This is a genomic window from Microbacterium sp. PI-SA-G, assembly GCF_057215335.1.
This window is the reverse complement of record NZ_CM170103.1, coordinates 1001183-1025368: the sequence shown is the minus strand read 5'-3', so window position 1 is coordinate 1025368 and position 24186 is coordinate 1001183. Positions and strand designations below refer to the sequence as shown.

Sequence of the window (24186 nt, the reverse complement as noted above, 5' to 3'; positions counted from 1 at the left end):
GAATCAGCGGAGCGAGAGCGGCAGCGACCGACCCGCGAGTCCGCGACCCTGACGAGCGAGCGACCGGGACACGTCGCGGATCGCCGTCGCCGCGACATCGTCACGGTCGCTCAGCACGACCGGCTCGCCCGCGTCGCCTCCGGCGCGCAACGCAGGGCTGAGCGGGATCGAGGCGAGCAGCGGCACGGAATCGGATCCGCCGGACTCGGAGAGCGCGGCGGCCACTGCCGCACCGCCCCCGGAGCCGAACAGATCGACCACGGTGCCGTCCGGGAGCGTGAAGGCCGCCATGTTCTCGATCACGCCGATGACGCGCTGGCCGGTCTGACGGGCCACCAGGCCGCTGCGGATGGCCACGTCGGCCGCCGCGGTCTGCGGTGTCGTCACGACGAGGACCTCGGCATGGGGGAGCAGCTGCCCGATCGAGATCGCAATGTCGCCGGTACCCGGAGGCATGTCGATGAGGAGGATGTCGAGGTCGCCGAAGAACACGTCGGTGAGGAACTGCGACACGGTGCGGTGCAGCATCGGTCCGCGCCAGGCCACCACGGCCTCACCGTCACGCAGGAACATGCCGATCGAAATCGTCTTGACCCCGTACGCGACCGGCGGCAGCATCAGGTCGTCGATCCGGGTGGGCTGCGTGCCGGCGGGGATCCCCAGAAGCCCGGGGATCGAGAACCCGTGCACGTCGGCGTCGACCAGACCGACCGCCAGACCCTGCTCGGCCAGGGCGACCGCGAGATTGGCGGTCACCGTGGACTTCCCTACGCCGCCCTTGCCGCTGGAGACCAGGATGACGCGGGTGAGAGAGTCGGGGCCGAAGGGCATCTGCCGCGCCGGGCGTCCGTCGCGGAGCTTCTCCGTGAGGGCCTTGCGCTCGTCGGGTGTCATGACGCCGACCTCGATGTCGACGTCGGTGATGCCGGCCACGGAGGCGGCGGCAGCGCGCACCTCGGACTCGATGCGGTTCGCCGCCGGGCAGCCCACGATCGTCAGCACGATGCCGACGCGCGCGCTCCCTCCGTCGACCGTGATGTCGCGCACCATGTCGAGCTCGCCGATCGGGCGCCGCAGCTCCGGATCGCTGACGGCCGAGACCGCCGCCCTGACACTGTCGGCGGCCGTCATGACGGGGCGCCGTCGGGCGACGGCCTCTCGTCGGGCTCCTCGAGCTCCGCGAGCAGTGCCTTCAGCTCGTGACGCAGCACATCACGCGTGACCACCTGGTTGTTGCGCTCCTCGAGAGACATGCGCAGGGCGACGATCTCACGGGCGAGGTACTCGGTGTCGGCGAGATTGCGCTCGGCGCGCTGACGGTCCTGCTCGATCTGCACCCGGTCGCGGTCGTCCTGACGGTTCTGCGCGAGCAGGATCAGCGGGGCGGCATACGAGGCCTGCAGCGAGAGCATGAGCGTGAGAGCGGTGAAGCCGAGAGCGGCGTCATCGAAGCGCACCTCGTCGGGCAGCAGCGTGTTCCAGAGGATCCAAGCGACGCAGAAGAGCGTGAGCATGAGCAGGAACGCGGGTGTGCCCATGGCGCGGGCCACCCACTCCGTGAAGCGGCCGAAGCGGTCACGCGACGTCGGACGGGAGCGAGTGGTGCCGCGACCGAGCGGGGCGTCGAGCCGAGGAGCGCGAGCCATCAGCGCACCTCCGTCGTCGGCGCGACGGTCTCATCGGCGTCGTGCGAGCGCCAGTCGTCCGGCAGCAGGTAGTCGAGCACATCGTCGATGCTGATCGCGCCGACGAGGCGGCGGGCGACATCGATCACGGGCAGCGAGACCAGGTCGTAGCTCGCCAGCATGCGGGCCACCTCAGCGGCCGACGCGGTGACCGGCACAGGCTCAAGGCTGTCGTCGACGATCGCCCCCAGTCGCTCGTGCGGCGGATAGCGCAGCATGCGCTGGAAGTGCACCATGCCGAGCAGTCGGCCGGTGGGCGTCTCGAACGGGGGCAGGGTGACGAACACGGCGGCGGCGAGGGCCGGATGCAGCTCGTGTCGACGGATCAGCGCCAGCGCCTCGGCGACCGTCGCGTCGGCCGACAGGATGATCGGCTCGGGCGTCATCAGCCCACCCGCGGTGTCGGGGCCGTAGCGGAGGAGCATGCGCACGTCCTCGGCCTCTTCGGGCTCCATCAGCTCGAGCAGGTGCTCCAGGCGGTCGGGGGCGAGCTGGGCGAGCAGGTCGGCCGCGTCATCCGGCTCCATCTGGTCGAGGATGTCAGCGGCGCGCTCATCGCCCAGGCGGTCGAGGATGTGCACCTGCTCGTCCTCGGGCATCTCCTCCATGGCGTCGGCGAGCCGGTCGTCCGAAAGCTCCTCGGCCACCTCGATCATGCGCTGCTGGGGCAGATCGAGCAGCGTGTTGGCGAGGTCGGCCGCGTGCAGCTCGGAGTACGAGGCGACGAGCTGTTCGGCGGACTGCGATTCGCCCGGGGCTCGCTGCTCGACGACCTCACTCCAGGCGGCGAAGGTGGTCGGTCCCTTCGCGAACGGCGAGGCGCTGGTCTTGGGTCGGCGCAGGAAAAGCTGGCTGACGGCCCATTCGCCCAGGCGGTTCGGCTCCACCGCCACGTCCTCGATCACGGCGGACCCGCTGCCGTCGGCGAACGACACGCGGCGCCCGAGCATCTCGGCGAGCACGCGCACCTCTCCGGCGCGCGGCGAGAAGCGGCGCACGTTGATGAGCCCGGTGGTGATGACCTGACCCGAGCGGATCGACGTCACGCGTCCGATCGAGAGGAAGACCTGCCGACGCCCGGGGATCTCGACCACGAGGCCGATCACGCGCGGAGCCGCGGAACTTCGGTACACGATGACGACGTCACGGACTTTGCCGAGCCGGTCGCCTACGGGGTCGAAGACGGCGCACCCGGCCAGGCGCGCGGCGAATACCCGTTGTGTGCTCACCCGTCCAGCGTAGTGCGCGGGGGTCCCGGCGAGCTCCCCGGAATCGGTTCACGACGCGGCGAGGGGGGAGCGTGGGAGAATAGCCGGATGAGCATGCTCAATCGACCAGCGAACAGCACCGACACCGGCGAGATCGTCGCGTCGATGCGCGACTACGAGGCCGCGCAGAAGACCGTATCCCAGTTGATCGCGGGGGAGGTGCCCGCCCGGGACATCGCGATCGTGGGGCAGAGCGTCCGCACGATCGAACGCGTCACCGGCAAGCTCGGCTACGCGGCCGCGGCGCGGTCCGGCGCGATCAACGGAGTGCTGATCGGTCTGTTCCTCTCGGCGATCCTCGTGCTCGGGAACCCCGAGGTGCCGATCCAGCTCTTCGTCGGGTTCGTCTTCATCGGCGTGGCGCTGGGCATGCTGCTCAGCCTCGTCACGTACGCGATCGTCCGTCGTCGCCGCGACTTCGCCAGCGTCACCCAGTTCGCGGCCGACCACTACGAGGTGACCGTGGTCGCATCGTCGCTGAACAAGGCGCGCCAGGTTCTCGGCGGCGGTCGCCCCGAGCCCGTGCGTCCGCCCGTCGACCTCGACGAGCCGCCCCGCTACGGCGAGCGTGTCCCCGCAGCCGGAGGTGCGCAGCCAGCACCGGCACCAGCACCGGCACCGCCCGTCACCGCGCCCGCGCCTCCGGTGACAACTCCTGTACCTCCGGCGGCCCAGCCGCCGACGATGCCGCCGGCTCCGCCGACCGGTCCCGCGCCGGAAGACGGCGCCGTGCCCCCGCGTCCGGCTGCACCTCCCGTGCCGGGAACCGACGTGGGTGACGCCCACCCGGCGCCGGGTCCCGACGTCGCGTCGCTTCCCGACGGCGAGCCGGGCACCGCCCGATGAGCCAGCCGGTCGAGCCCTCGTTCCCCGGCGGAGACGTTCCGCCGCCTCCCGCGCCGCCGGCACCTCCCGCCCCGCCGGCACCTCCCGCTCCGCCGGCAGGATACGGCGCACCCGCATATGGCGCACCCGCCTATGGCGCACCCGCCTATGGCGCACCCGCCTACGGCGCCCCCGCTCACGTGGCCCCCGGCTACGGTGCTCCCGCTTACGGGGCGCCTGCTTATGGCGCTCCTGCCTACGGCGCTCCCGTGTACGCGCAGCCGGTTCCGCCGCGCGGACTACTCCCCTGGGTGCTCGGCCTGCTGATCCTGGTGCCGTTCCCCTTCGTCGGCGGCGTCGCGTCGGGTATCGCGATGGCGGTGAGCGGCCGCGCCTCGCGCCGAGCCGGCGGAACGGCACGCGAGAACGCTCGTGCGGCACTGAACTGGGGACTCACATACCTGTTCCTCTCGACGGCGCTGCTGGTCATGCACTTCGTCCTGCTGTTCGTCCTCACCGCGGAGGGCCCGGGAACCGGGTTCTATCCGCTCGGTATCCCGCTCACCGGGTACGTCGTCATCTCCCTCGCGCACGTCGTGATCGTGATCGTCGGATCGGTGCGCGCCTCGGCGGGCAAGGTCATGCGTGTCCCCGTCGCGATCCCGTTCCTTCGCGGCTGATGGCGTCTATCCCCGTCGAGCTTCCGACCGGACCGACCGCCGTCTCGGCGGACTGGACGGCGGGAACGACAGGCGAGACGGTGATCATCGCCCACGGTGCCGGAGCGGGCAAGGACCATCCGTTCCTGGTGGGCTTCGCCGAGGCGCTGGCAGCCCAAGGACTGTCGACGCTGCGGTTCAACTTCCCCTACGTCGAGCAGGGGCGGCGGATGCCGGGACCGGCTGCACACGCCGTGGCGACCTGGAACGCGGTCGTGGCCTTCGCTCGCGCGGCCGATCCCGACGCGCGGATCTGGGCGACCGGCAAGTCCTACGGAGGGCGGATGGCGTCGATGGCCGCAGCGGAGGGTCTGGTCGTCGACGGTCTCGTCTACCTCGGTTACCCCCTGCACGCGCCAGGGAAGCCGGAGAAGCCCCGCGCCGAGCATCTTCCCGCGATCCCTGTTCCGCAGCTGTTCATCGAGGGATCGACTGATCCGTTCATCCAGCCGCTCGACCAGTTCGCGCGTGTGATCGAGACCTGCCGGGATGCCGCGGTGGTGTGGATCGAGGGCGGCGGGCACAGCTTCGAGGTGAAAGGCCGCAAGCGCCCCGCGGAAGAGGTCGGCGCCTCGCTCGCGCCGATCGTCACAGACTTCGTCCGCCGCTGACCCTCGCCCCCCCGCCGCGGCGCTCGGGGAGGCGAGAGCTGATCAGGCCTGCGTCCGAGCGATCCACGCCTCGACCTCGTCGGCCGTACGCGGGATGTCGGCCGAGAGGTTCACCGGGCCGTCCTCGGTCATCAGGATGTCGTCCTCGATGCGGACGCCGATGCCGCGCAGCTCCACAGGCACCGTCAGATCGTCGATCTGGAAGTAGAGACCCGGCTCGATCGTGAAGACCATGCCCGGCGCCAGGATTCCGTCGTAGTACATCTCGCGCCGCGCCTGCGCGCAGTCGTGCACGTCGATGCCGAGGTGGTGGGAGGTGCCGTGCACCATGTAGCGACGGTGCTGTCCGCCGGCATCCGCATCGAGCGCCTCGTCGGCCGTGACCGGGAGCAGACCCCACTCGGCCACGCGCTGCGCGATCACGGTCATCGCGGCAGCGTGCACGTCGCGGAAGCGCACACCGATACGCGCTGCGGCGAACGCGGCGTCGGCTGCCTCGCGCACCGTCTCGTACACCCGACGCTGCACGTCGGTGAAGGTTCCGGAGACCGGGAGCGTGCGGGTGATGTCGGCCGTGTACAGACTGTCGGTCTCGACGCCGGCGTCGACCAGGATCAGGTCGCCGGGGACGACGGTGCCGTCGTTGCGCGTCCAGTGCAGGTAGCACGCGTGCGGCCCGGAGGCGGCGATCGTGTCGTAGCCCTCGCCGTTGCCGTCCTCGCGGGCGCGGCGGTGGAACACGCCCTCCACGACGCGCTCACCGCGGGCGTGGCGGACGGCGGCGGGGAGCTCGCGGATGATGTCGTCGAAGCCGGCGGCGGTGATGTCGACGGCGCGGCGGAGCTCGGCGATCTCGAACTCGTCCTTGATGAGCCGCAGCTCCGACACCACGCGGGTGAGGTCGTCGTCGTCGTCGAGCACCAACTCGCCCTCGGCCGGAAGATACTCGGCGAGATGGTCGGTGGCGAGCCCCAGGTCCGCCGCGACACCGGCGAGGGAGGGACGCGGGCCGATCCAGAACTCACCCACGGTGGCGTCCGCGTAGAACTCGGTCGTGGTGCGGTCGGCGCGCTCGCGGAAGTACAGCGTCACGTCGTGGCCGTCGGCGGTGGGATCGAACACGAGCACCGAGTCCGGCTCGGCGTCGGATGCCCATCCGGTCAGGTGTGCGAATGCGGAGTGCGCGCGGAACACGTAGTCGGTGTCGTTGCTGCGCTGCTTGAGCGAGCCGGCCGGGATCACCAGGCGCTTGCCGGGGAAGGCCGCAGAGACGGCCGCCCGACGCACGGCGGCGAACGCGGCCTGCGGGCGGGGAGCCGGCAGGGTCTCAGGACGATCGGCCCATCCGGTGGAGATGGTCTCGAGGAAACCACGGGGGAAGGGCTGCTTGCGGTTCGTCGTGCTGTTCTCCACGACGGGTCCTGCGGTGGGCTCGGCGGTGGGCTCGGCGATCGTGTCGCGTTCTGCAGTGCTCATCCCTCCAGTCTGTCACCTGGGATGAGGCCGCGGGAGGTCACCCGGCCGGTTCGAGCTGCACGATCAGCGCGCGGTGGTCGCTGCCACCGGCGTCCTCACGCACGATCGATCCCGACGGCACCCAGTTCGGCGATGCCATCACGTGGTCGATCGGCGCGCCCGCGAGCGCCGGCAGCGAACTGGGCCACGTGCCGGCCAGCCCGTTGCCCGTGCGCGAGGCGGCGTCACGGCAGTGCCCCATGTCTCCGCCGTCGACGCCGAGCGACGCCATGTGGTCGATCGTCGCGTTGAAGTCGCCCGCGAGGATGAAGTCGCCCGCGGGGCACTGGTCCGCGATCCATTTCAGGTCGGTCTTCCACTGCTGCATCTCCTCCATGCGAGGAGCGACCGCATGGACTGCGACGACCGTCGGTCCGGTGCCGTCGATCGGCATGAGCACCACGCTCGGCACCGATCCCGTGTTGCTCGTGCCGTCTTCGGATGACTGGATCACCGAGTACTCGCCGAGGGCGGGGGAGACGAGCACCGTGGTCTGCCAGGACTGGGGGCCGTCGGGCACGTCGGGGCGGAACTGCACGTGGTGCACCCACATCGGATGCCCCTGTTCGCGCAGCATGAGAGCGATGCGCTCGCCGACCGCCTCCGTGGTCTCGGGGAGGGCGACGATGTCGGCTCCCTGCGTGAGGATCTCCTGCGCCACGGTCTCGGCGGCGACGGCTTCGCCCGCGGTGTTCCAGGTGAGCACGCGCACGCTGGCGTCGGTCTTCTCGGGAAGGGCCGTGGTGCCGAAACCGCGGCTCGCGCCGATCGCTCCGGTGGCGGCCGCGCCCAGCAGCGCGACGATGAGCACAGAGGCGGCGAACCCCCGCAGCGGACGGATCAGCAGCAGAAGCAGCGCGAGCACGGCCGCCGCCAGCAGGCCCCCGAGCACCAGCCCCCGGGCTGACACCAGCTGAGCGAAGGGATAGGTCTGCTCCAGCTGGAAGAACTGGGGCCACACGACCACCGCCGTCGCGATCGCGAGCAGCACGGTGAACAGGATCCCCAGGAGTCGAAGCATCGCCCTCAGCCTAGGAGAATTCGCTGTGAAGTCCCTGCCGCCGAGGACGGTGGCTCCCTGCTCCGAGACCGAGCGCGCTCCGCCTCGGTACGCTCGGAGGATGTCCGAAGATCACCCCCGCCGTTTCGCGGGCCCCGCAGACCTGCATCTGCACTCCCACCACTCCGATGGGACGGAGTCGCCGGCCGAGGTCGTCCGCCAGGCGCACGCGTACGGGTTGCGCACGGTCGCGCTCACCGACCACGATCGGACGTCGGGCTGGGGCGAGGCAGCCGAGCAGGCGACCGCGCTCGAGATGACCTTCCTGCCGGGCATGGAGCTGTCGGCCAAGCACGAGTGGCGCAGCGTGCACGTGCTCGCGTACCTGTTCGATCCGGACGACACCGCCCTCGCGGCCGAGACCGAGCGCATCCGCACCGACCGGATCGGTCGGGCCGAGCGCATCGTCCGCAGCATCGGCCGCGACTACGACCTGCACTGGGACGACGTGGTCGCCCAGACGATCGGAGACGCCACCGTGGGGCGACCGCACATCGCGGACGCGCTCGTCGCTCGGGGGATCGTGGCGGACCGCACCGCGGCCTTCGACGGCATCCTGCACCCGCGTGAGGGGTACTACGAGCCGCACTACGCTCCCGACCCGCTCACGGCCGTACGGCTCATCACCGAAGCCGGAGGCGTCGCGATCATCGCGCACCCGGTCACCTCTGGGCGGGACCGGATGATGCCCGTGCCGTTCATCGAGCGACTGATCGCGGCGGGGCTGGGCGGATTCGAGGTCGATCACCGCGAGAACACCGAGTCGGGCAAGAAGATGCTGCGCGAGATCGCCGCGCGCCACGACCTGATCACGACCGGTTCGAGCGACTATCACGGCAGCGGCAAACCCAACCGCCCCGGCGAGAACACCACCCCCGACGCCATGGTCCAGCGCATCATCGATCGCGCGACCGGCTCTGCTCCGCGCTTCCCCTGACGCCTCCTCGCCGATCGTCAGGCCTCTCCCGGCCGGCTCCCCAGCACGCGCTGATACGTTCCGAGGCATGCAGAGAGCGACCTCCCTCGAACGCCGCGTCGACGCGGTCGCCCACCGGCTGCTGCGCCAGGCCCCCGAGAACGGCGTCAGAGCGGCCCTGGTCGAGGTCGCGGTGTTCCTCCTCAAGCAGGCGTGGGCGTGCATCTTCGGCGCCGCACTGCTCGCGGTGATCGTCGCCGCACGCCTCTGGTATCCCGACGACGCGGCGATCGCCCGCAACGACGCCCTCACGATCGCGGCCGTGCTCATCCAGGTCGCGATGCTGGTGTTCCGTCTCGAGAGCGGTCGGGAGCTGTGGGTGATCGTGCTGTTCCACCTGACCGGCACCGTGATGGAGCTGTTCAAGACCGACGTCGGCTCCTGGGCGTACGCGGCCGACGGCGTGCTGCGGATCGGGGGAGTGCCGCTCTTCAGCGGGTTCATGTATGCGGCGGTCGGCTCGTACATGGTGCGTGTGTACCGGCTGTTCGACCTGGGGTTCGTACGGTACCCCCGACGGTGGCTGACCGCGATCGTGGCCACGGGGATCTACCTGAACTTCTTCACGCATCACTGGTGGTGGGATCTGCGCTGGGTGCTGCTCGCCGCCGTCCTGGTGCTCTGGGCACGGACCGTGCTGCACGCTCGCGTCTGGCGGCGCACCTTGAGGCTGCCACTGCTGGCGGTGTTCGCCGGCGTCGCGGTGTTCATCTATCTCGCCGAGAACATCGGCACGTGGGCCGGCGCGTGGATGTATCCGGATCAGGCCGCGGGATGGCAGCTGGTGTCGCCGAGCAAGCTCGTGTCGTGGTTCCTGCTGATGATCATCTCGGTGGTGCTGGTCGCCTGGGTGTATCCGCCGCAGGTTCCCGCATCGCTCCTGAGTCCGCCGGCGGAACGCCGAAGGGAGCGGATGCCGCGTGCGCAGCATCCGCTCCCTTCGGACTGATCGTCAGGCTCCGGCGACGGGCGCGGCTCCCGCACCCGAGCCACCGCGACGGCGGCGACGACGGCGCGCAGGAGCGGGCTTTCCGTCGTGGTGCTCCTTGCCGGCGCCGTCGTGGGTGCCGCCGCCGTCTGCATCACGCTCGGCTGCGGGGGCATCGTTCTCAGCGGATGCCTCGGCGGGCGCACCCTCGGCGAAGGTCGAACCGACCGGGTTCTCGCCGCCGCGACGGCGACGACGACGGCGCGTGCCTCCCTCGTCAGTGCCCTCTGCGGCGGCGTCCACGGCGCGCTCCGGGCGCGGGGTGCGCGGCGGCTTCGGGTCGGCCTTGGGAGCGGTGGTCAGGCGGCCCTTGGTGCCCTGCGGGATGTCGAGGTCTTCGAACAGCTGAGGGCTCGACGAGTAGATCTCGATGGGATCGGGCTGGCCGAACTCGAGGGCGCGGTTGATGAGGGCCCACTTGTGCAGGTCCTCCCAGTCGACGAACGTCACGGCGATGCCGGTCTTGCCCGCGCGGCCGGTGCGACCGGCGCGGTGCAGGTACGTCTTGTCCTCGTCGGGGATCGTGTGGTTGATCACGTGGGTCACGTCGTCGACGTCGATGCCGCGGGCTGCGACGTCGGTCGCGACGAGCACGTCGCGCTTGCCGGCCTTGAACGCCGCCATCGAACGCTCGCGCTGATCCTGACCCATGTCGCCGTGCACGCCGCCGACGTTGAAGCCGCGGTCGCCGAGCTCGTCGACCAGGCGCTGCGCCGCACGCTTGGTGCGCGTGAAGATCACGGTCTTGCCGCGCCCCTCGGCCTGCAGGATGCGGGCGATGATCTCGTCCTTGTCCATCGAGTGCGCGCGGTAGACGAGGTGCTTGATGTTGGCCTGTGTGAGGCCCTCGTCGGGGTCCGTCGCGCGGATGTGGATGGGGTTCGACATGAAGCGCCGCGCCAGGGCGACGATCGGTCCGGGCATCGTCGCTGAGAACAGCTGAGTGTGGCGGACGTCCGGCACCTTCTGGAAGATCTTCTCGATGTCGGCGAGGAAGCCGAGGTCGAGCATCTTGTCGGCCTCGTCGAGAACGACCTCGGTCGCGTTCGAGAGGTCGAGCAGACGCTGCCCGGCGAGGTCGATGAGTCGACCGGGGGTGCCGACGACGATCTGCGCGCCGGCCTTGAGCTGGTCGATCTGGCCCTCGTACGCCTTGCCGCCGTAGATGGCGACGACGCTGGTGGAGCGATTGCTGGTGAGTAGATCGATGTCCTCGTACACCTGCACCGCGAGCTCGCGGGTGGGGACGACGATGAGGGCCTTGACGCCGTGCTCGGGGTTCAGCCCGAGGCGCTGGACGACGGGGATGCCGAATCCGAAGGTCTTGCCGGTACCGGTCTTCGCCTGGCCGATGATGTCCTGGCCCGGGAGCCCGAGCGGGATGGTCTGCTCCTGAATGGGGAACGCATCGATGATTCCCTTGGCGGCGAGTGCCTCGACGATGTCCTGATCGACGCCGAGGTCGGTGAAAGTAGTCACTGTATTCAGATTGCCTGTCCGGCGGTCGTGCTCTGACCGCCACGTAAACGATCCACGCCGTCTCTTGTGCCACAGGCGCGGGCCCCGCTCCGACGGCGGGGACACGCCCAGCCTACCCGAGGGGGTGCGAAGACCCGGGAGTGGTGCCGCGCACGAGTAGTCTGAACGTCGGAGCGGAACAGGTGAGGAGGCCTCGTGGTCAAGTGGTTCTGGCAGCGTGATGACGCCCCTCGGCGCACCCTCGCCCTGCGCAGTCGTGGTGATCAGGGAGATGCGACGCGCGTCGACTTCGCCGAGCTCGCTCCCGAGCTGCCGCGGTTCCTCGGCCAGGCTGCGTACCTGCAGCTCGGGTACTTCGAGACGCTGAGCCGACTGATCCGCGCGACGCCCGAGCTCTCCGAGAAGGAGTCGCTCTCTCGCGCGGCCGGCGCGACCCTCACGAAGCACCGCGCGATCGTCGATCTGATCGTCGAGCGCGGTGACGACCCCACGCAGCTGATGCTGCCGTTCCGCGAGAATCTCGACGCCTTCCGCCGCAAGACGATCGGCGCGCGACCGCGCGAGACCCTCCTGGCCGTCTACATCACGGCCGGCATGCTGGACGACTTCTATCTGGCGCTCGCCTCGAGCTACGGCGACGTTGGCCGTCGCGTGGCGGCGATCCTGCGCGAAGACGACGCCCGCCACGAGATCGTCGCGATCATCCAGGAGACGATCGAGAGCGAAGAGGAATGGCGTTCGCTGCTGTCGATGTGGGCGCGGCGTCTCGTGGGAGACACCATCCTGGTGTGCCGTTCGGCTCTGCGCCCGGAGCGCCTCGCCGAGAACGACGAGCGCATCGAACCGGTCTACACCGAGCTGATGGGCGCGCACGCACGCCGCATGGACGCGATGGGGCTGGCTTCCTAGCCCACCCTCGTCTCGCCAGCCTCGTCGTGGGTCAGATGCCCAGCGCGGTTCAGATGCCCAGCGCCGCCTGTGTCGCCGCGTCCGAGCGACGGCGCGCCGCGACGATCGCCAGCGTCGCGACCACCGCGACGGCGACCGCACCCAGCACGCTCACGAGCCACAGGACGATGTCGCCCTCGCTGATTCCCGCCCACTGCAGCGCGGTGTAGAGCGCAGCGGCTGCGGCGGTCGCGATCGCCGGGGTCACGGCGACGCCGCGCAGCTCGCGACCGCCGATCAGGAAGTGCGCGGCGATGCCGAGAGCGCACGCGCCGACCAGCGCGAGAAGGATGTACACGGTCGGATCAGGCGACGAAGCCGACGCGCCGCGACTCTTCGGTGCCCAGCTCGATGTAGGCGAGGTTGGCGGTGGGGACGATGTAGGAGTTGCCCTTCACGTCCGAGAAGCTCAGGTGCGGAGCGCTCTGCTCGAGGGCGGCGGCGACCTGGCTGAGGATGTCGTCAGCGCTGGTGCCGGTGTCGAAGCTCAGCTCGCGGCCGGTGTTGATGATGCCGATGCGGATTTCCACGCGTGCTCCTTGCGATACGGAACGTCCGTGCGCCGAGGCGCGCGTCGTTCGAGGACTGGCCCAACTCTATCGCGGGCGTCCGACCCGGGATCCGCCGTCGCGGCCGGTTTCGCCCTGAGCGCACAGACCAGATCCCGCCGCGCGAGGCGGTGTCGGTGCGTCGCGTTAGCGTGGAGGACATGACAGAGGATGCCGCACAGCGAGCCGTCGTCGCCGCTGCCGCCCAGGCGTCGGGCGTCATCATCGGCGCGCCCGGCACCGGCAAGACGCACACGCTCGTCGACCGCGTGGTGCACCTGCTCGAGCACGACAGGCTGCGTCCCGAAGAGGTGCTGGTGCTGACGCCGAGTCGCCAGGCGGCCACGGCCCTCCGCGACCGCATCGGCGTGCGCATCGCCCAGGCCACGCCCGGGCCGCTGGCGCGTTCGCTCGGGTCCTTCGCCTTCCAGATCGTGCGCGGCGCCATGGTGCGCGCCGGCGCGGAGCCGCCCGCGCTGCTGACCGGCGCCGACCAGGACCGCATCATCGCCGAGCTGCTCGCCGGAGACGCCGAGGACGAGCGCATCGCTTGGCCCGAGGCGCTCAGCCCCTCGGTCCGGGCGTCGAAGGGATTCCGGTCGGAGCTGCGCGCGTTCCTCGCCGAGTGCACCGAGATCGGCGCGCACCCCGACGAACTCCGCGGAACCGGCAACGCGGTCTGGACAGCGGCGGCCGACTTCCTCGAGGAGTACCGGGAGGTGATCGACGCGCTGCGCTCCGCCCATCGCGATGCCGCGGATCTGCTGAGCGAGGCCGTCACGATCCTGCAGACCGCCGATGACGCGACGCTCGGACCACTCGCCCCGCTGCGCGTGGTGCTGATCGACGATGCGCAGGAGCTCACCCGCGGAGGCATCGCCGTGGTGCGCGCGCTGCGCGGCCGCGGGATCGCCGTCCTCGCGTTCGGCGACCCCGACATCTCCTCTGGCACGTTCCGGGGCGCGACTCCCGAGCTGTTCGCGCAATTGGCCGGTGCGCTCGGCGACGTGCACGTGCTCGACGGCCCGCACCGCCAGAAGCCGTCGCTGACCGCCCTGACCCGCACGGTCACGCAGGCGATCGGCGTCTCGGGTCGGGTCGAGCACCGACGGGCGCCGCTTCCCGTGGTGGGGGAGGACTCAGCCGCTGATCCGGTCGTCTCGACGTTCGTCGCGCCCTCCCCGCATGAGGAGCTGGACCGCATCGCCGGAGTCATGCGTGACTGGCATCTCTCCGCGGGCGTTCGATGGGATCGCATGGCGGTCATCGCGCATGACACCCGTCAGGTGACCCAGCTCGAGACCGAGCTCGCGGCACGCGAGATCCCGACGCGCGCGGCCGGCGTGCAGCGACCGTTGGGCAGCGAAGGCATCGTGCGCGACATCGTGGGCATCGTGCGGCTCGCGCTGACGTCTGAAGGGCTGCGGACTCCGCTCGAGTGGGAAGAGGCGCTGCGCACACCCTTAGGCGTGATGGACGCGATCGGGCTGCGGCGGCTGCGGGCACGGTTGCGGCACCTCGAGCTCGAGCAGGGCGGCTCCACGCCGGCGCGCGAACTGCTGCGCCAGGCCATGATGCGTCCCGCACACCTCACGCTGATCGATTCCCCGGAGTCCCGCACGGCAGCTCGCTTCGCCGACACGGTCGCGGAGGTCGCGCGGGCGGCGTCGGCGGGCGAGACCATCCACGATCTGCTGTGGCGCATCTGGGATCAGGCCAAGGCGGTCGACGGACGACGCCTGCACGTCGCCTGGCGTGAGATCTCGCTGCAGCCGACCGGCGCCGAGACCGCACGAGCGCTCGACGCGCTGGTGTCGCTGTTCGACGCGGCGAAACGGTTCGTCGAACGCACGCCGAACGAGAGCCCCGAGGTGTTCGTGCGCGACATCCTCGACAGCGAGGTGCCGGAGGACTCGCTGTCGACACCCGACCGCCCCGGAAAGGTCACACTGCTGACCCCGGCCACCGCTCTCGGAACCGAGTTCGACGCGGTGGTGGTCGCCGGGGTGCAGGACGGCATCTGGCCCAACGTGCGCCTGCGCGGCGGCCTTCTGCAGACGTGGCTGCTGCCCGACGCGCTCGCGGCGGCGCGGACCGGGAGTGCGGTCGAGCCGGCCAGCCCCCTCGATCGGCGCCGTGCTGCGCTGCACGACGAGCTCCGGCTCTTCGTCCGCGCGGTCTCGCGCGCTCGCAATCGGCTTCTCATCACGGCGGTCGACGACGACGACACGAGCCCGAGTGCCTTCTTCGGCTTCCTGCCCGCGCCCGAGCCGCCGGACCGGCATGTGTCGGCAGAGCATCCGCTGACCCTGCGCGGGCTGGTGGCCAGAAACCGGCGTGTGCTCACGACCTCCTCGTCGGACGCCACGCGACGACGCGCCGCCGAAGAGCTCGCGGTTCTGGCGCGCGAAGGAGTGCCCGGCGCGGCGACCGCCGACTGGTACGGCGTGAGCCCGGTCACGACCGACGCACCGCTGCGCGACCTCGAAGCCGAGGGGGCGCGGGTCTCGCCGTCGAAGATGGAGTCCTATGAGGAGTGCGGCCTGAATTGGGTGGTCTCGGCCCTCGGCGGCGACACCGTGATGCCCCCGACGGCCGGCATCGGCACGATCATCCACGAGGCGATGGAGAAGGTGCCTGACGGCGACCTCGAGCGCATGCGGGCCGTGGTCGAAGAACAGTGGCCCGAGCTCGACTTCGAGACCGAGTGGATCGGCCGCAAGGAGCGCCGGCGTGCCGACCTCTTCGTCGACCGCCTGCACACCTATCTGGGCGACGTCCGTGCCGAGGGCGGTCGTGTGATCGGCAGCGAGGCACGCTTCGATTTCGCCGTGGCGCTGGGCGATGAGACGACGCCCCCCGAGGTGCACTCCATCGATGAGGCCGACGTGGGTCCCCGTGCCGTGGTGAGCGGCTACATCGACCGCATCGAGGCGTACCCCGAAGAGCGCGGCGAACATTCGCACGCGCGCGGTCGGGGCTGGGTCGAGATGGCCGCCTCCACTGCGGGGGAGCGGTCGGTGGTGGTCGACCTCAAGACTGGCAAGAACGATCCGGAGGCAGACGGCGGCGTCATCGAGCACGCTCAGCTCGCGGCGTATCAGATCGCCGTGCAGCAGGGGTTCGTCGAGGGAGCGGTGCCGACCTCGCTCGCCGGAGCCCGGCTGGTGATCGTGTCGAAGACCCTCGCGAAGAGCGATTACCGCGTCGCGCACCAGCATCCGCTCGGCGACGAGGCGCGTTCCGCGTTCCTGCGCCGCGTGGCCGACGCAGCGCGCGGGATGTCGGCGTCGAGCTTCACGGCGCAGGTGGAATCCCACTGCGCCGACACGCAGCGCCGCGTCTACCCCTGCCGCATCCACACCGTGCCGGCGGTGAGCGCGTGACGGGGTGGCCGGGCGCGTTCGGGATCTCTGCGACGGACGTGGCGGCCGCGCTCAGTCAGCCGTCGCCGACGCCGGCGCAGCAGCGCGTGATCGAGGCGCCTCCGGAACCGGCCCTCGTGGTCGCGGGGGCGGGCAGCGGCAAGACCGAGACCATGTCGGGCCGCGTAGTGTGGCTGGTCGCGAACGGCCACGTGCGCCGAGACGAGATCCTCGGTCTCACGTTCACCCGCAAGGCGGCGGGAGAGCTCGCGGAGCGCATCGGAGCGCGCCTGGCCGTCATCGACGAGTACGGTCGCCGCGGTCTGCTGCCGCATCTCGCCGAGATCGTGCGGTCGGGGGCGCTGCGCCGCGTCGACGATGCGGCACCCGGGCGTCAGCGTGAACTCGTGCGGGCGCATGTACTCGACGAGCTCGCGGTCACTCATTCGACCGGATGGAATCCGGGAACCCCTCGCGCGGCAGAGGACATGATGATCCGCCCGCGAGTGTCGACCTACAACGCCTTCGCCGACGGCATCGTGCGCGAACACGCGGCGCGGATCGGCCGTGATCCCGACGTCGCCATGCTCAGTCAGGCCGCGTCGTGGATGCTGGCCCGCGAGGTTGTGCTCCGATCCGACCTGCCCGAGCTCGAGAGCATCGACTACGCACTGGGCACCGTGATCGATGCCGTGCAGCGCCTGGCGGGCGATGCGCTCGACCATCGCGTCGACCTCGCGAAGGCCGAGCTGATCGCCCGTGAACAGGCACGCGCCTTCGAGCCGTACCGGAGCAACACCGATGTCGACAAGGCCGCCACGAACCTGCTGAGCCTTCCGACGCTCGTCCAGCTCGTCCGCGAGTACATCAGCGAGAAGCAGCGCCGCGGGGTCCTCGACTTCGCCGACCAGGTCGGGGGTGCCTACGACATCGTCGAGTCGGCGCCCGATGTGCGCGCCGAGCTGCGCGAGCAGCATCGCGTCGTGCTGCTCGACGAGTACCAGGACACCTCGGTCATCCAGACGAGGTTCCTCGCCGAGCTGTTCCGCGATTCGGCCGTCATGGCCGTCGGCGATCCCCACCAGTCCATCTACGGCTGGCGTGGCGCCAGCGCCGACAACCTGTACGCGTTCTCGGCCTCGTTCTCGAGCGCAGGCAACGCTCAGACCTACAGCCTGATGACCAGTTGGCGCAACGACAGCCGCATCCTCGACGTCGCCAACCGCGTGCTCGAACCGCTGCGGCGTCCCGGACTCGACGTGCCCCCGCTCGAGGCGCGCCCCGGAGCGGGAGCGGGTGCCGTCGAGGTCCGTTACCCCTTCACCGTCGACGACGAGGCCGACGCCGTCGCCGACTGGTTCCTCGAGCGCCGCGCTGCGCACGACGCCGATCCCGAGACGCAGCGCCCGCACACCGGAGCGCTGCTGTTCCGCTCGAAGCGGCACATGCAGACGTTCGCCGCCGCGCTCGCCGCGCGCGGCATCCCGCATCGGATCCTCGGTCTCGGCGGCCTGCTGGCCACGCCCGAGGTGGTCGATCTGGTCTCGGTGCTCCGCGTGGTGCATGACCCGACGGCGGGGTCCGCGCTGATCCGCCTGCTGACGGGTCCTCGTTTCGCCGTCGGTGTCGCCGACATGGCCGCCCTGTACGACCTCGGACGCACGCTCGCGGAGCGCGACACCGCGCTGTCACCGCTCCCCGAGGAAGTGCGTGCGCGCCTGCGGTCCTCGCGTGGCGCCGATGAGGCCGTGTCGATCGTCGATGCCGTCGACGTCGTGCGCGCGGTCCGCGACGACTACCGCCTGCTCGCGGGCATCACGCCCGACGGTCGGCAGCGCATCCGCGCGGCGGGCGAGATGCTCGAGCGACTGCGGCGAGCGGCCTCCCAGCCGATCCCGGAGCTGATCCGGCTGATCGAGCTGGAGCTGCGCCTCGACATCGAGCTCGCGGCCAACGAGACCCGAGGACCGGCGAGGATCGCGGCGACGCAGCTGCGCGCGTTCTCCGACGAGGTGCGCGCCTTCCTCTCCGCCGACGAGCGCGGCACGATCGGCAGTCTGTTGGCGTGGCTCGACAAGGCCGAGAGCACCGATGAGCTGATGCCGCGCCCGGAGCCGCCCGAGCCCGGCGTGGTGCAGCTGCTCACGATCCACGGATCGAAGGGGCTGGAATGGGACGCCGTGGCGGTCGTGCGACTCGTGGTCGACGAACTCCCCGGCCGCGTGTCCGACACCTCGGGGTGGTTCGGGTTCGGCGTGGTGCCGTTCGCGCTGCGGGGTGATCGCGATGCGCTACCCGTGTTCACCTGGGATCCCGACGACGCGATGGGCGACGAGACCGACCCGAAGAAGCGCCAGGCGCTGGCGCAGTCCTCGCTCTCGGGCGGGGTGACGAAAGCGAATCCGCAGGGCGGTGCGCTGCGACGATTCAAGGATCGGTACCGCGCCTACCAGCAGCAGGAGGAACGACGTCTCGCGTACGTCGCGATCACCCGGGCGCGCACCGATCTGCTGCTGAGCGGCTCGCACTGGGCCGGGCAGAAGGCTCCTCGGCTGCCGAGCCCCTTCCTCGTCGAGGCGATCGAGGTGCTGGGTCTCGATGACATCGACCCGGTCGATCCCGAAGACAACCCCTATGACGGTCCCGGCTCCACGCTCGCATGGCCGCTCGATCCGCTCGGCGGACGACGGGCCGTGGTGGCGGCGGCGGCGCACCTGGCTGACGAGGTCGCGCGCGATGGCGACGCTCTGCAGCCTTCTCCCGAGCTCGCGAGGTTGCTCGCCGAACGTGCCGCGCGCATGCGCGGCGCCGACGCTGCGCCGCCGACCCGCGTGCCGGCATCCCGGTTCAAGGACTACGTCACCGACTTCTCGGGCACTCTGTCCTCGATCGTGCGACCGATGCCTGAGCGCCCCTATCGGCAGACCCGCCTCGGCACGCTCTTCCACGCGTGGGTGGAGCGTCGCTCCGAACTGGTGGGCATCGGTACACGCATCGACGAGGCTCTGTGGGAGATCGACGCGGATGATCTGTCGGACGATACGCCTGTGGCGGCCGACAGCACGAGGACCTCGGCCGACGATCTGGATCTCGCGGCCCTGCAGCGAACGTTCGAGCACAGCGAGTGGGGAGACCTCTCGCCGATCGCTGTCGAGATCGAGATCGACTTCGCTCTCGGTGCGGGCGTCGCAGATGCCGGGGGCGAGCACATCGTCATCTGCAAGCTCGATGCGGTGTACCGGCGCGACGACCGAGGCGGGCGGATCGAGATCGTGGATTGGAAGACCGGCAAGGCCCCGAAGACGGCGCAGGAGCGTGACGATCGGATGCTGCAGCTGGCCCTCTACCGCCTGGCCTACCACCGCCGGTTCGACGTGCCGCTGGAGGAGATCGACGTGGCGCTGTACTACGTCGCCGACGATCTCGTGATCCGAGAGGACCGCATCTACTCCGAGCTCGAGCTCTTCCAGCGCTGGAGCGCTGCGCGCGCGGCACGTTGAGCCTCGTCCTCGGGGTTCTGACCGTCGTCGCCCTCGGCGGCGTCTCGAGCGGCGGACGCCGGGAGCGGATGCGAGTCCTCGCGTGCGCCGGCCGCGCCGCTGGTACCGGCGAACAGCGCAGAGACCCCCGAGAGGTCCTCCGTCTCGACGTTCAGCATCGTCGCCCGATGCGCGGCCGCGTCATCGGCTGACGCGTCGTCATGCGGTGCGACGAAGGGTACGGGCACCGAATCCGTCTCCCTGCTCGGGAGCCCCGAGTCGGTGCCGGAGTCGGTGTCGGCGCCGCGAGGCGACTCGTCGTCCGTGTCGTCTTTCCACAGCTCGTCGGGGTTGTACGCATCGGTCTGCATCGACGTGTCGATCTGGGCTCCGGCGGACTGCGGCACGCGCGAGAGAGCGTCCAGCGCCGAGTCCACGCCGTCCGTGCGATCGGCGATCACGCTCAGATCGTCGGAGTGCAACCCCTCGGCGAGGGAGACGAGCAGAGCGGCGGCGTCGTCCACGATGTCGGGGCGTCGCAGCGAGTCTCCGTGCACGAGCCAGCGGGCGAAATCGAGTTCCGCCAGCAGGCGCGCCCGCTGGTCGAGAGCGGCATCCGGCACACGCTCGACGGTGCGCGCATACGAGGCGTGCACGTCGGCCGCAGCTTCGGGGGCCGCCGAGAGCCAGGCGAGGTCGATCGCCGGGTCGCCGACCGACAGGCTGTGCCAGTTGAGCAGGCCCGTGACCTCGGGGCCGCGGTCGGGATCGTCGTCGAACAGGAACGACGTGGACTGCACGCCGCCCAGCACGACCGTCGACTCGAAACGCCAGAGGTCGTCGTCGGCGACCGCATCCCGCCAGCGCACCGTGAGCCGCGCGGGAACCCGGCCGGTGGCGGCGGCGGTGTCGACGAGGCGCGCCAGGTCCTGGCGGCTCTCCTCGGCGGAGCGGCTCGGAAGACCGGCGCCGCGCACCACTGACGTGGGGAGTCCGTGAACGGAGGCGATCGCCGCCCCCATCGATTCCGCGGCCCCGCGACCGGCGGGAACCATCGAGGCTTCGATCTGGAAGCCCGGCAGCAGTTCCGTCACCAGCGCCCGGCCTTCGCCGACCCGCGTCTCGCCGATGTACTCCGGGGCGCGGAAGGGGAGCATCGCGCGAGCGCCCGCGGTCAGCGCGCGCAGCGCCAGGGCCTCGGCAGCCAGCTCGCGCGCGCCCTCGTCGTCGTCGGCGATGCGGATGGCGAGCTCGCGACCGTCGGCGAGCGTGGCGACTGCGGAGTCGAAACGTCCGTCGACGTGCGCGCTCAGTGTGCGAGCGCCGGTGACCTCCGCTCCGGGCGAAGCGGCCGTCACTGCCGCGGCTAGAGTGAATGGAGAGCGTGCCATGCCCTTAGGGTAGGTCGGCGCAGGGGCGGTCCCGCTCCCGCCACGCCCGTGAGAGAGGGAGTCGATGACCAATCAGCGTTCAACTCTCGACCGTGCCGCCGAACTGCGCGAGGAGCCCGGCGTGCTGGATCGGCTGCGCGCTGACGCCGCGACCCGCGTGATCGTCGTGCGCGACCGACGGGTGCGTGTCGTCGACGGGATGCTCCAGCGTGTGGGCGCCGCCGAGGTGCTCGACGCCGACTGGGCACTACTCGGACGCGACTCTGAGGGCGCCGTGCTGCTGCTCGCCGTTCTGCCGGCAGAGCCCGAGGCGGTCGACGCGGTCCCGGACGAGATCTGGCTCAGCCTGCGGGATCTGGGCGGTCGCATCGATGCCGCAGAGACCGACGTTCTCGTCGAGGCCATCGCCCTGGCCGGCTGGTTGCGCGACTCGCAGTTCTGCCCGCGGTGCGGAGGCGGCACCGAGGTGCGCCAGGCCGGCTGGTCCCGTCGCTGCCTCGTCTGCGGGCGCGATCACTTCCCCCGCACCGATCCGGCTGTGATCGTGGCCGTCGAGAGCGTCGACGGGGAGCGTCTGCTGCTGGGGGCGAATGCGAACTGGGGCGGCCGCATGTACTCGTGCTTCGCGGGGTTCGTGGAGGCGGGCGAATCGCTCGAGTCCACCGTCCATCGCGAGCTCGAGGAGGAGTCCGGAGTTCAGGTGTCGGCCCTGCACTACGTCTCGTCGCAGGCCTGGCCGTTCCCGCGGTCGCTGATGGTCGGATTCCGCGCCGTCGTCGCTGACGAAGCCGCTGCGCGCCCGGATGGCGAGGAGATCATCGACGTGCGCTGGTTCACCCGCGACGAGATCGGCACGGCCCTCGCGGGCGACGGACCGGTCGGTCTGCCGGGCCAGGCGTCGATCGCGCGCGCTCTGATCCGCGCCTGGTACGAGGGGCGCGGGTGAGCGCGCTCGACGCGCTCGACGACAGGCAACGGGAAGCGGCATCCGTGCTGCGCGGACCCGTCGCGGTCCTCGCGGGCGCCGGGACCGGCAAGACGCGGGTGATCACCCATCGCATCGCGCACGGCGTCGACACGGGCGCCTACTCTCCCGCCCGGGTGATGGCCGTGACCTTCACCGCGAAGGCGGCGGGGGAGCTCCGCGGGCGTCTGCGTGCGCTCGGCGTCGAAGGCGTGGCGGCGCGAACCTTCCACGCCGCCGCGCTCGCGCAGCTGAATTTCTTCTGGCCGACGCTCGCCGGCTCGCCCGCGCCGTCGATCATCGACAACAAGGTGCGCATGCTCGGGCAGGTGGCCGACGGTCTGCGACTCAAGCGGAGCACCGCGACCCTGCGCGACATCGCGTCGGAGATCGAGTGGCGGAAGGTCTCGATGGTCTCGATCGAGAAGCATGCCGAACTCGGACGCACCGTCAACGGTGTCGATGCCACGCAGCTCGTCGAGCTGCAACGCGGCTATGAGGCGCTGAAGGACGAGCGGCATCAGCTCGACTTCGAGGACGTGCTGCTGGCGTGCGCGGGCATGCTCGAGGCGGAGTCACGGGTCGCCGCCTCGGTGCATGAACAGTACCGGCACTTCACCGTCGACGAGTATCAGGATGTGTCGCCGCTGCAGAATCGGCTGCTGGAGCTGTGGCTGGGCGACCGGCGGGACATCTGCGTGGTGGGGGATGCGAGCCAGACGATCTACTCCTTCGCGGGCGCCGAGCAGCGCTATCTGCTGGAGTTCGAGCGCCGGTTCCCTGATGCCACCGTGGTGCGGCTCGAGACGAACTACCGCTCGCAGGCGCCGATCCTGACGGCGGCGAACGCGCTCATGCGCGGCCGCCCCGGTGCGCTCGAGCTCGTGCCGGCGCGGGAGCAGTTCTCGGCCGACGCCCCCACGGTCACCGCCTACGACACCGAGATGCAGGAGGCGGTCGGCGTCGCGCAGGCGATCTCGGCTCGTATCGCCGCCGGAGCGTCTCCGTCCGAGATCGCCGTGCTCTACCGGGCGCATGCGCAGTCCGCCGCCCTGCAGCAGGCACTCGCGGCGGAGGGGATTCCGACCACGGTGCTCGGAGGCACCCGCTTCTTCGCGATGCCCGAGGTGCGGCAGGCGATCCTGGCGCTCCGCGCCGCCGCGGTCGCACCCACCGAGCAGGGCTTCCTTCCCGGCGTCGAGCGCGTGCTGCGCGAGCTCGGGCTCACGGAGGAGCCGCCCGCCGCGGGGGGAGCGCAACGCGACGGGTGGGAGGCGCGTCGGGCGATCCTGCGCCTCGCCGAGGAAGCCGGGCCGAACGCGGATCTGCGCAGCTTCAGCGATGCGCTGATGGCGCGGGCGAAGGACCAGCACGAACCGACGATGCGCACCGTGACGCTGTCGACCCTGCACGCTGCCAAGGGACTCGAATGGCCGCATGTCCATCTCGCCGGATGGGCCGAGGGCGCCCTTCCGATCTCGTACGCGACGACGTTCGAGTCGATCGACGAGGAGCGGCGACTGGCCTACGTCGGCGTCACGCGCGCCGCGCGAACGCTGGCGGTGACATGGTCGCGTTCGGCAGGTCGAGGGGAGAGGGCCCCGTCACGGTTCCTGGCGGAGATGGGGACGACAGCGCGCGGCACCGGCATTCTTCGTGAAATGTCACCGGGCGCCACTCGCGGGAGCCGTTCGCGCTGATCCCGATCGCGGATGCTCCGCTCTCGGTCCCCGTGACGAGAAGGTGCGCGGCGAGAGTCGCCGCCTCCGCCACCTGCGCCGCGCTGATCGGACCGGCGACGCGGGCGATCAGCTGGGCGTGCAATCGTGGCCACGCCGCGTCTCTGTCTCGCTCCTGGGCATCACGGCACGACAGGCACGGCGTCGCTCCGGGAACCACGAGCGGCCCGACGCTCACTCTCCCGCGCTCGAACGAGACCGGGAGGTGGGAAATGTCGTCGCGCAGGTAGCGCGCGAGCTGCAGCGCCGCGGCTGCGCCCTCCACGAGAATGAGCCCGATGTGGTCTTGCCGGGCGCGGTCGCCGGAACGCACCTCTTCGTCTTCCAACGCCTCGCGCATGCGGTATTCGGTGCGCCCGTCCGTGATGTTGACGCTCTCGACCCACACGGCGGGGCGGGGAGCAGGGTCATCGATCAACACGCTCTCGAGTCGCGTCAACAGCGCCCGCGCCTCGTCGCGGGGCGCGCCGAGTCGATGCGCGATGACGTCGAAGGCGCTGCGGCGGAAACCGGTGCGCAGACGGCTCAGCAGCAGCTCGATCCACTCGGCATTCACCGTCACCCGGATGCCGCCGTCATCGCCCAGTTGCAGGGTGTCGCCGTCTCGCCAGAGCAGGGGGCGCCCC

At 70.7% G+C, this 24186-nt stretch carries 19 protein-coding genes; 10 read left to right on the top strand and 9 right to left on the bottom strand.

Annotation, left to right across the window (positions count from 1 at the left end; genetic code table 11):
* Window positions 1-3: 3 nt before the first annotated feature.
* From AC2D10_RS05095 to AC2D10_RS05085, 3 genes are read right to left on the bottom strand one after another with little or no spacing between them, the layout of a single operon-like run.
* Window positions 4-1131 (bottom strand): Mrp/NBP35 family ATP-binding protein, encoded by a 1128-nt coding sequence (locus AC2D10_RS05095; RefSeq protein ID WP_484710873.1) that lies wholly within the window; start codon window positions 1129-1131, stop codon window positions 4-6.
* Window positions 1128-1646 (bottom strand): DUF1003 domain-containing protein, encoded by a 519-nt coding sequence (locus AC2D10_RS05090; protein ID WP_484710870.1) that lies wholly within the window; start codon window positions 1644-1646, stop codon window positions 1128-1130. The genes AC2D10_RS05095 and AC2D10_RS05090 overlap by 4 nt, the downstream gene beginning before the upstream one ends.
* Window positions 1646-2914: a magnesium transporter MgtE N-terminal domain-containing protein gene (locus AC2D10_RS05085; RefSeq protein WP_484710868.1), complete on the bottom strand. Its 1269-nt coding sequence runs from the start codon at window positions 2912-2914 to the stop codon at window positions 1646-1648. The genes AC2D10_RS05090 and AC2D10_RS05085 overlap by 1 nt, the downstream gene beginning before the upstream one ends.
* Before the next feature lie 87 nt (window positions 2915-3001).
* On the opposite strand from AC2D10_RS05085, the gene AC2D10_RS05080 reads away from it, so the two are divergent.
* Genes AC2D10_RS05080 through AC2D10_RS05070 form a run of 3 tightly spaced genes read left to right on the top strand, consistent with a single transcriptional unit; the run spans window position 3002 to window position 5108 of the window.
* Window positions 3002-3799, top strand: coding sequence for a YflT domain-containing protein (locus AC2D10_RS05080; RefSeq protein WP_484710866.1), 798 nt, complete (start codon window positions 3002-3004; stop codon window positions 3797-3799).
* Entirely contained in the window at window positions 3796-4458 is a 663-nt protein-coding gene (locus AC2D10_RS05075; protein ID WP_484710864.1) for a DUF4870 domain-containing protein, read from the top strand. The genes AC2D10_RS05080 and AC2D10_RS05075 overlap by 4 nt, the downstream gene beginning before the upstream one ends.
* Entirely contained in the window at window positions 4458-5108 is a 651-nt protein-coding gene (locus AC2D10_RS05070) for an alpha/beta hydrolase family protein (RefSeq protein WP_484710862.1), read from the top strand. Before AC2D10_RS05075 ends, AC2D10_RS05070 begins: the two co-directional genes overlap by 1 nt.
* A 42-nt stretch (window positions 5109-5150) precedes the next feature.
* Here AC2D10_RS05070 and AC2D10_RS05065 read toward each other — a convergent pair whose 3' ends face one another.
* Together AC2D10_RS05065 and AC2D10_RS05060 are read right to left on the bottom strand one after the other, a co-directional pair.
* Window positions 5151-6584: an aminopeptidase P family protein gene (locus AC2D10_RS05065; protein ID WP_484710860.1), complete on the bottom strand. Its 1434-nt coding sequence runs from the start codon at window positions 6582-6584 to the stop codon at window positions 5151-5153.
* A gap of 37 nt (window positions 6585-6621) precedes the next feature.
* Window positions 6622-7644: an endonuclease/exonuclease/phosphatase family protein gene (locus AC2D10_RS05060; protein ID WP_484710859.1), complete on the bottom strand. Its 1023-nt coding sequence runs from the start codon at window positions 7642-7644 to the stop codon at window positions 6622-6624.
* A gap of 100 nt (window positions 7645-7744) precedes the next feature.
* On the opposite strand from AC2D10_RS05060, the gene AC2D10_RS05055 reads away from it, so the two are divergent.
* Together AC2D10_RS05055 and AC2D10_RS05050 are read left to right on the top strand one after the other, a co-directional pair.
* Window positions 7745-8620, top strand: a complete 876-nt coding sequence (locus AC2D10_RS05055; RefSeq protein WP_484710857.1) for a PHP domain-containing protein — start codon at window positions 7745-7747, stop codon at window positions 8618-8620.
* Between the two features lie 67 nt (window positions 8621-8687).
* Window positions 8688-9608 carry a DUF817 domain-containing protein gene (locus tag AC2D10_RS05050; protein ID WP_484710855.1) on the top strand — a complete coding sequence of 307 codons (921 nt, stop codon included), beginning with the start codon at window positions 8688-8690 and terminating at the stop codon, window positions 9606-9608.
* Between the two features lie 3 nt (window positions 9609-9611).
* Here AC2D10_RS05050 and AC2D10_RS05045 read toward each other — a convergent pair whose 3' ends face one another.
* Window positions 9612-11126 carry a DEAD/DEAH box helicase gene (locus tag AC2D10_RS05045; protein WP_484710854.1) on the bottom strand — a complete coding sequence of 505 codons (1515 nt, stop codon included), beginning with the start codon at window positions 11124-11126 and terminating at the stop codon, window positions 9612-9614.
* Between the two features lie 195 nt (window positions 11127-11321).
* On the opposite strand from AC2D10_RS05045, the gene AC2D10_RS05040 reads away from it, so the two are divergent.
* Window positions 11322-12035, top strand: coding sequence for a ferritin-like fold-containing protein (locus tag AC2D10_RS05040; protein ID WP_484710852.1), 714 nt, complete (start codon window positions 11322-11324; stop codon window positions 12033-12035).
* Between the two features lie 49 nt (window positions 12036-12084).
* Here the strand turns inward: AC2D10_RS05040 and AC2D10_RS05035 are convergent, their stop codons facing one another.
* Both AC2D10_RS05035 and AC2D10_RS05030 read right to left on the bottom strand, forming a co-directional pair.
* The gene (locus tag AC2D10_RS05035; RefSeq protein WP_484710851.1) at window positions 12085-12372 is read right to left on the bottom strand and encodes a hypothetical protein; all 288 of its coding nucleotides are present in this window, start codon (window positions 12370-12372) and stop codon (window positions 12085-12087) included.
* Between the two features lie 7 nt (window positions 12373-12379).
* Window positions 12380-12604 (bottom strand): DUF3107 domain-containing protein, encoded by a 225-nt coding sequence (locus tag AC2D10_RS05030; RefSeq protein ID WP_484710849.1) that lies wholly within the window; start codon window positions 12602-12604, stop codon window positions 12380-12382.
* A 179-nt stretch (window positions 12605-12783) separates the two neighbouring features.
* Between AC2D10_RS05030 and AC2D10_RS05025 the strand changes: the two genes are divergently transcribed.
* Window positions 12784-16008 (top strand): ATP-dependent helicase, encoded by a 3225-nt coding sequence (locus AC2D10_RS05025; RefSeq protein ID WP_484710847.1) that lies wholly within the window; start codon window positions 12784-12786, stop codon window positions 16006-16008.
* Complete coding sequence (locus AC2D10_RS05020) at window positions 16005-19487, top strand: ATP-dependent helicase (RefSeq protein ID WP_484710846.1); 3483 nt, start codon at window positions 16005-16007, stop codon at window positions 19485-19487. Before AC2D10_RS05025 ends, AC2D10_RS05020 begins: the two co-directional genes overlap by 4 nt.
* Here the strand turns inward: AC2D10_RS05020 and AC2D10_RS05015 are convergent.
* Window positions 19433-20857 carry a phosphotransferase gene (locus AC2D10_RS05015; protein ID WP_484710844.1) on the bottom strand — a complete coding sequence of 475 codons (1425 nt, stop codon included), beginning with the start codon at window positions 20855-20857 and terminating at the stop codon, window positions 19433-19435. The genes AC2D10_RS05020 and AC2D10_RS05015 overlap by 55 nt on opposite strands.
* Window positions 20858-20921: 64 nt before the next feature.
* On the opposite strand from AC2D10_RS05015, the gene nudC reads away from it, so the two are divergent.
* Window positions 20922-21803, top strand: coding sequence for an NAD(+) diphosphatase (nudC, locus tag AC2D10_RS05010; RefSeq protein ID WP_484710842.1), 882 nt, complete (start codon window positions 20922-20924; stop codon window positions 21801-21803).
* Entirely contained in the window at window positions 21800-23521 is a 1722-nt protein-coding gene (locus tag AC2D10_RS05005) for an ATP-dependent helicase (RefSeq protein WP_484710840.1), read from the top strand. The genes nudC and AC2D10_RS05005 overlap by 4 nt, the downstream gene beginning before the upstream one ends.
* Window positions 23522-24186: the final 665 nt, after the last annotated feature.

Bases quoted from the DNA above. Each gene is read 5' to 3' on its own strand.
- AC2D10_RS05095 (WP_484710873.1), bottom strand. From the start codon at position 1,131: ATGACGGCCGCCGACAGTGTCAGGGCGGCGGTCTCGGCCGTCAGCGAT.
- AC2D10_RS05090 (WP_484710870.1), bottom strand. From the start codon at position 1,646: ATGGCTCGCGCTCCTCGGCTCGACGCCCCGCTCGGTCGCGGCACCACT.
- AC2D10_RS05080 (WP_484710866.1), top strand. From the start codon at position 3,002: ATGAGCATGCTCAATCGACCAGCGAACAGCACCGACACCGGCGAGATC.
- AC2D10_RS05075 (WP_484710864.1), top strand. From the start codon at position 3,796: ATGAGCCAGCCGGTCGAGCCCTCGTTCCCCGGCGGAGACGTTCCGCCG.
- AC2D10_RS05070 (WP_484710862.1), top strand. From the start codon at position 4,458: ATGGCGTCTATCCCCGTCGAGCTTCCGACCGGACCGACCGCCGTCTCG.
- AC2D10_RS05065 (WP_484710860.1), bottom strand. From the start codon at position 6,584: ATGAGCACTGCAGAACGCGACACGATCGCCGAGCCCACCGCCGAGCCC.
- AC2D10_RS05060 (WP_484710859.1), bottom strand. From the start codon at position 7,644: ATGCTTCGACTCCTGGGGATCCTGTTCACCGTGCTGCTCGCGATCGCG.
- AC2D10_RS05055 (WP_484710857.1), top strand. From the start codon at position 7,745: ATGTCCGAAGATCACCCCCGCCGTTTCGCGGGCCCCGCAGACCTGCAT.
- AC2D10_RS05050 (WP_484710855.1), top strand. From the start codon at position 8,688: ATGCAGAGAGCGACCTCCCTCGAACGCCGCGTCGACGCGGTCGCCCAC.
- AC2D10_RS05025 (WP_484710847.1), top strand. From the start codon at position 12,784: ATGACAGAGGATGCCGCACAGCGAGCCGTCGTCGCCGCTGCCGCCCAG.
- AC2D10_RS05015 (WP_484710844.1), bottom strand. From the start codon at position 20,857: ATGGCACGCTCTCCATTCACTCTAGCCGCGGCAGTGACGGCCGCTTCG.
- nudC (WP_484710842.1), top strand. From the start codon at position 20,922: ATGACCAATCAGCGTTCAACTCTCGACCGTGCCGCCGAACTGCGCGAG.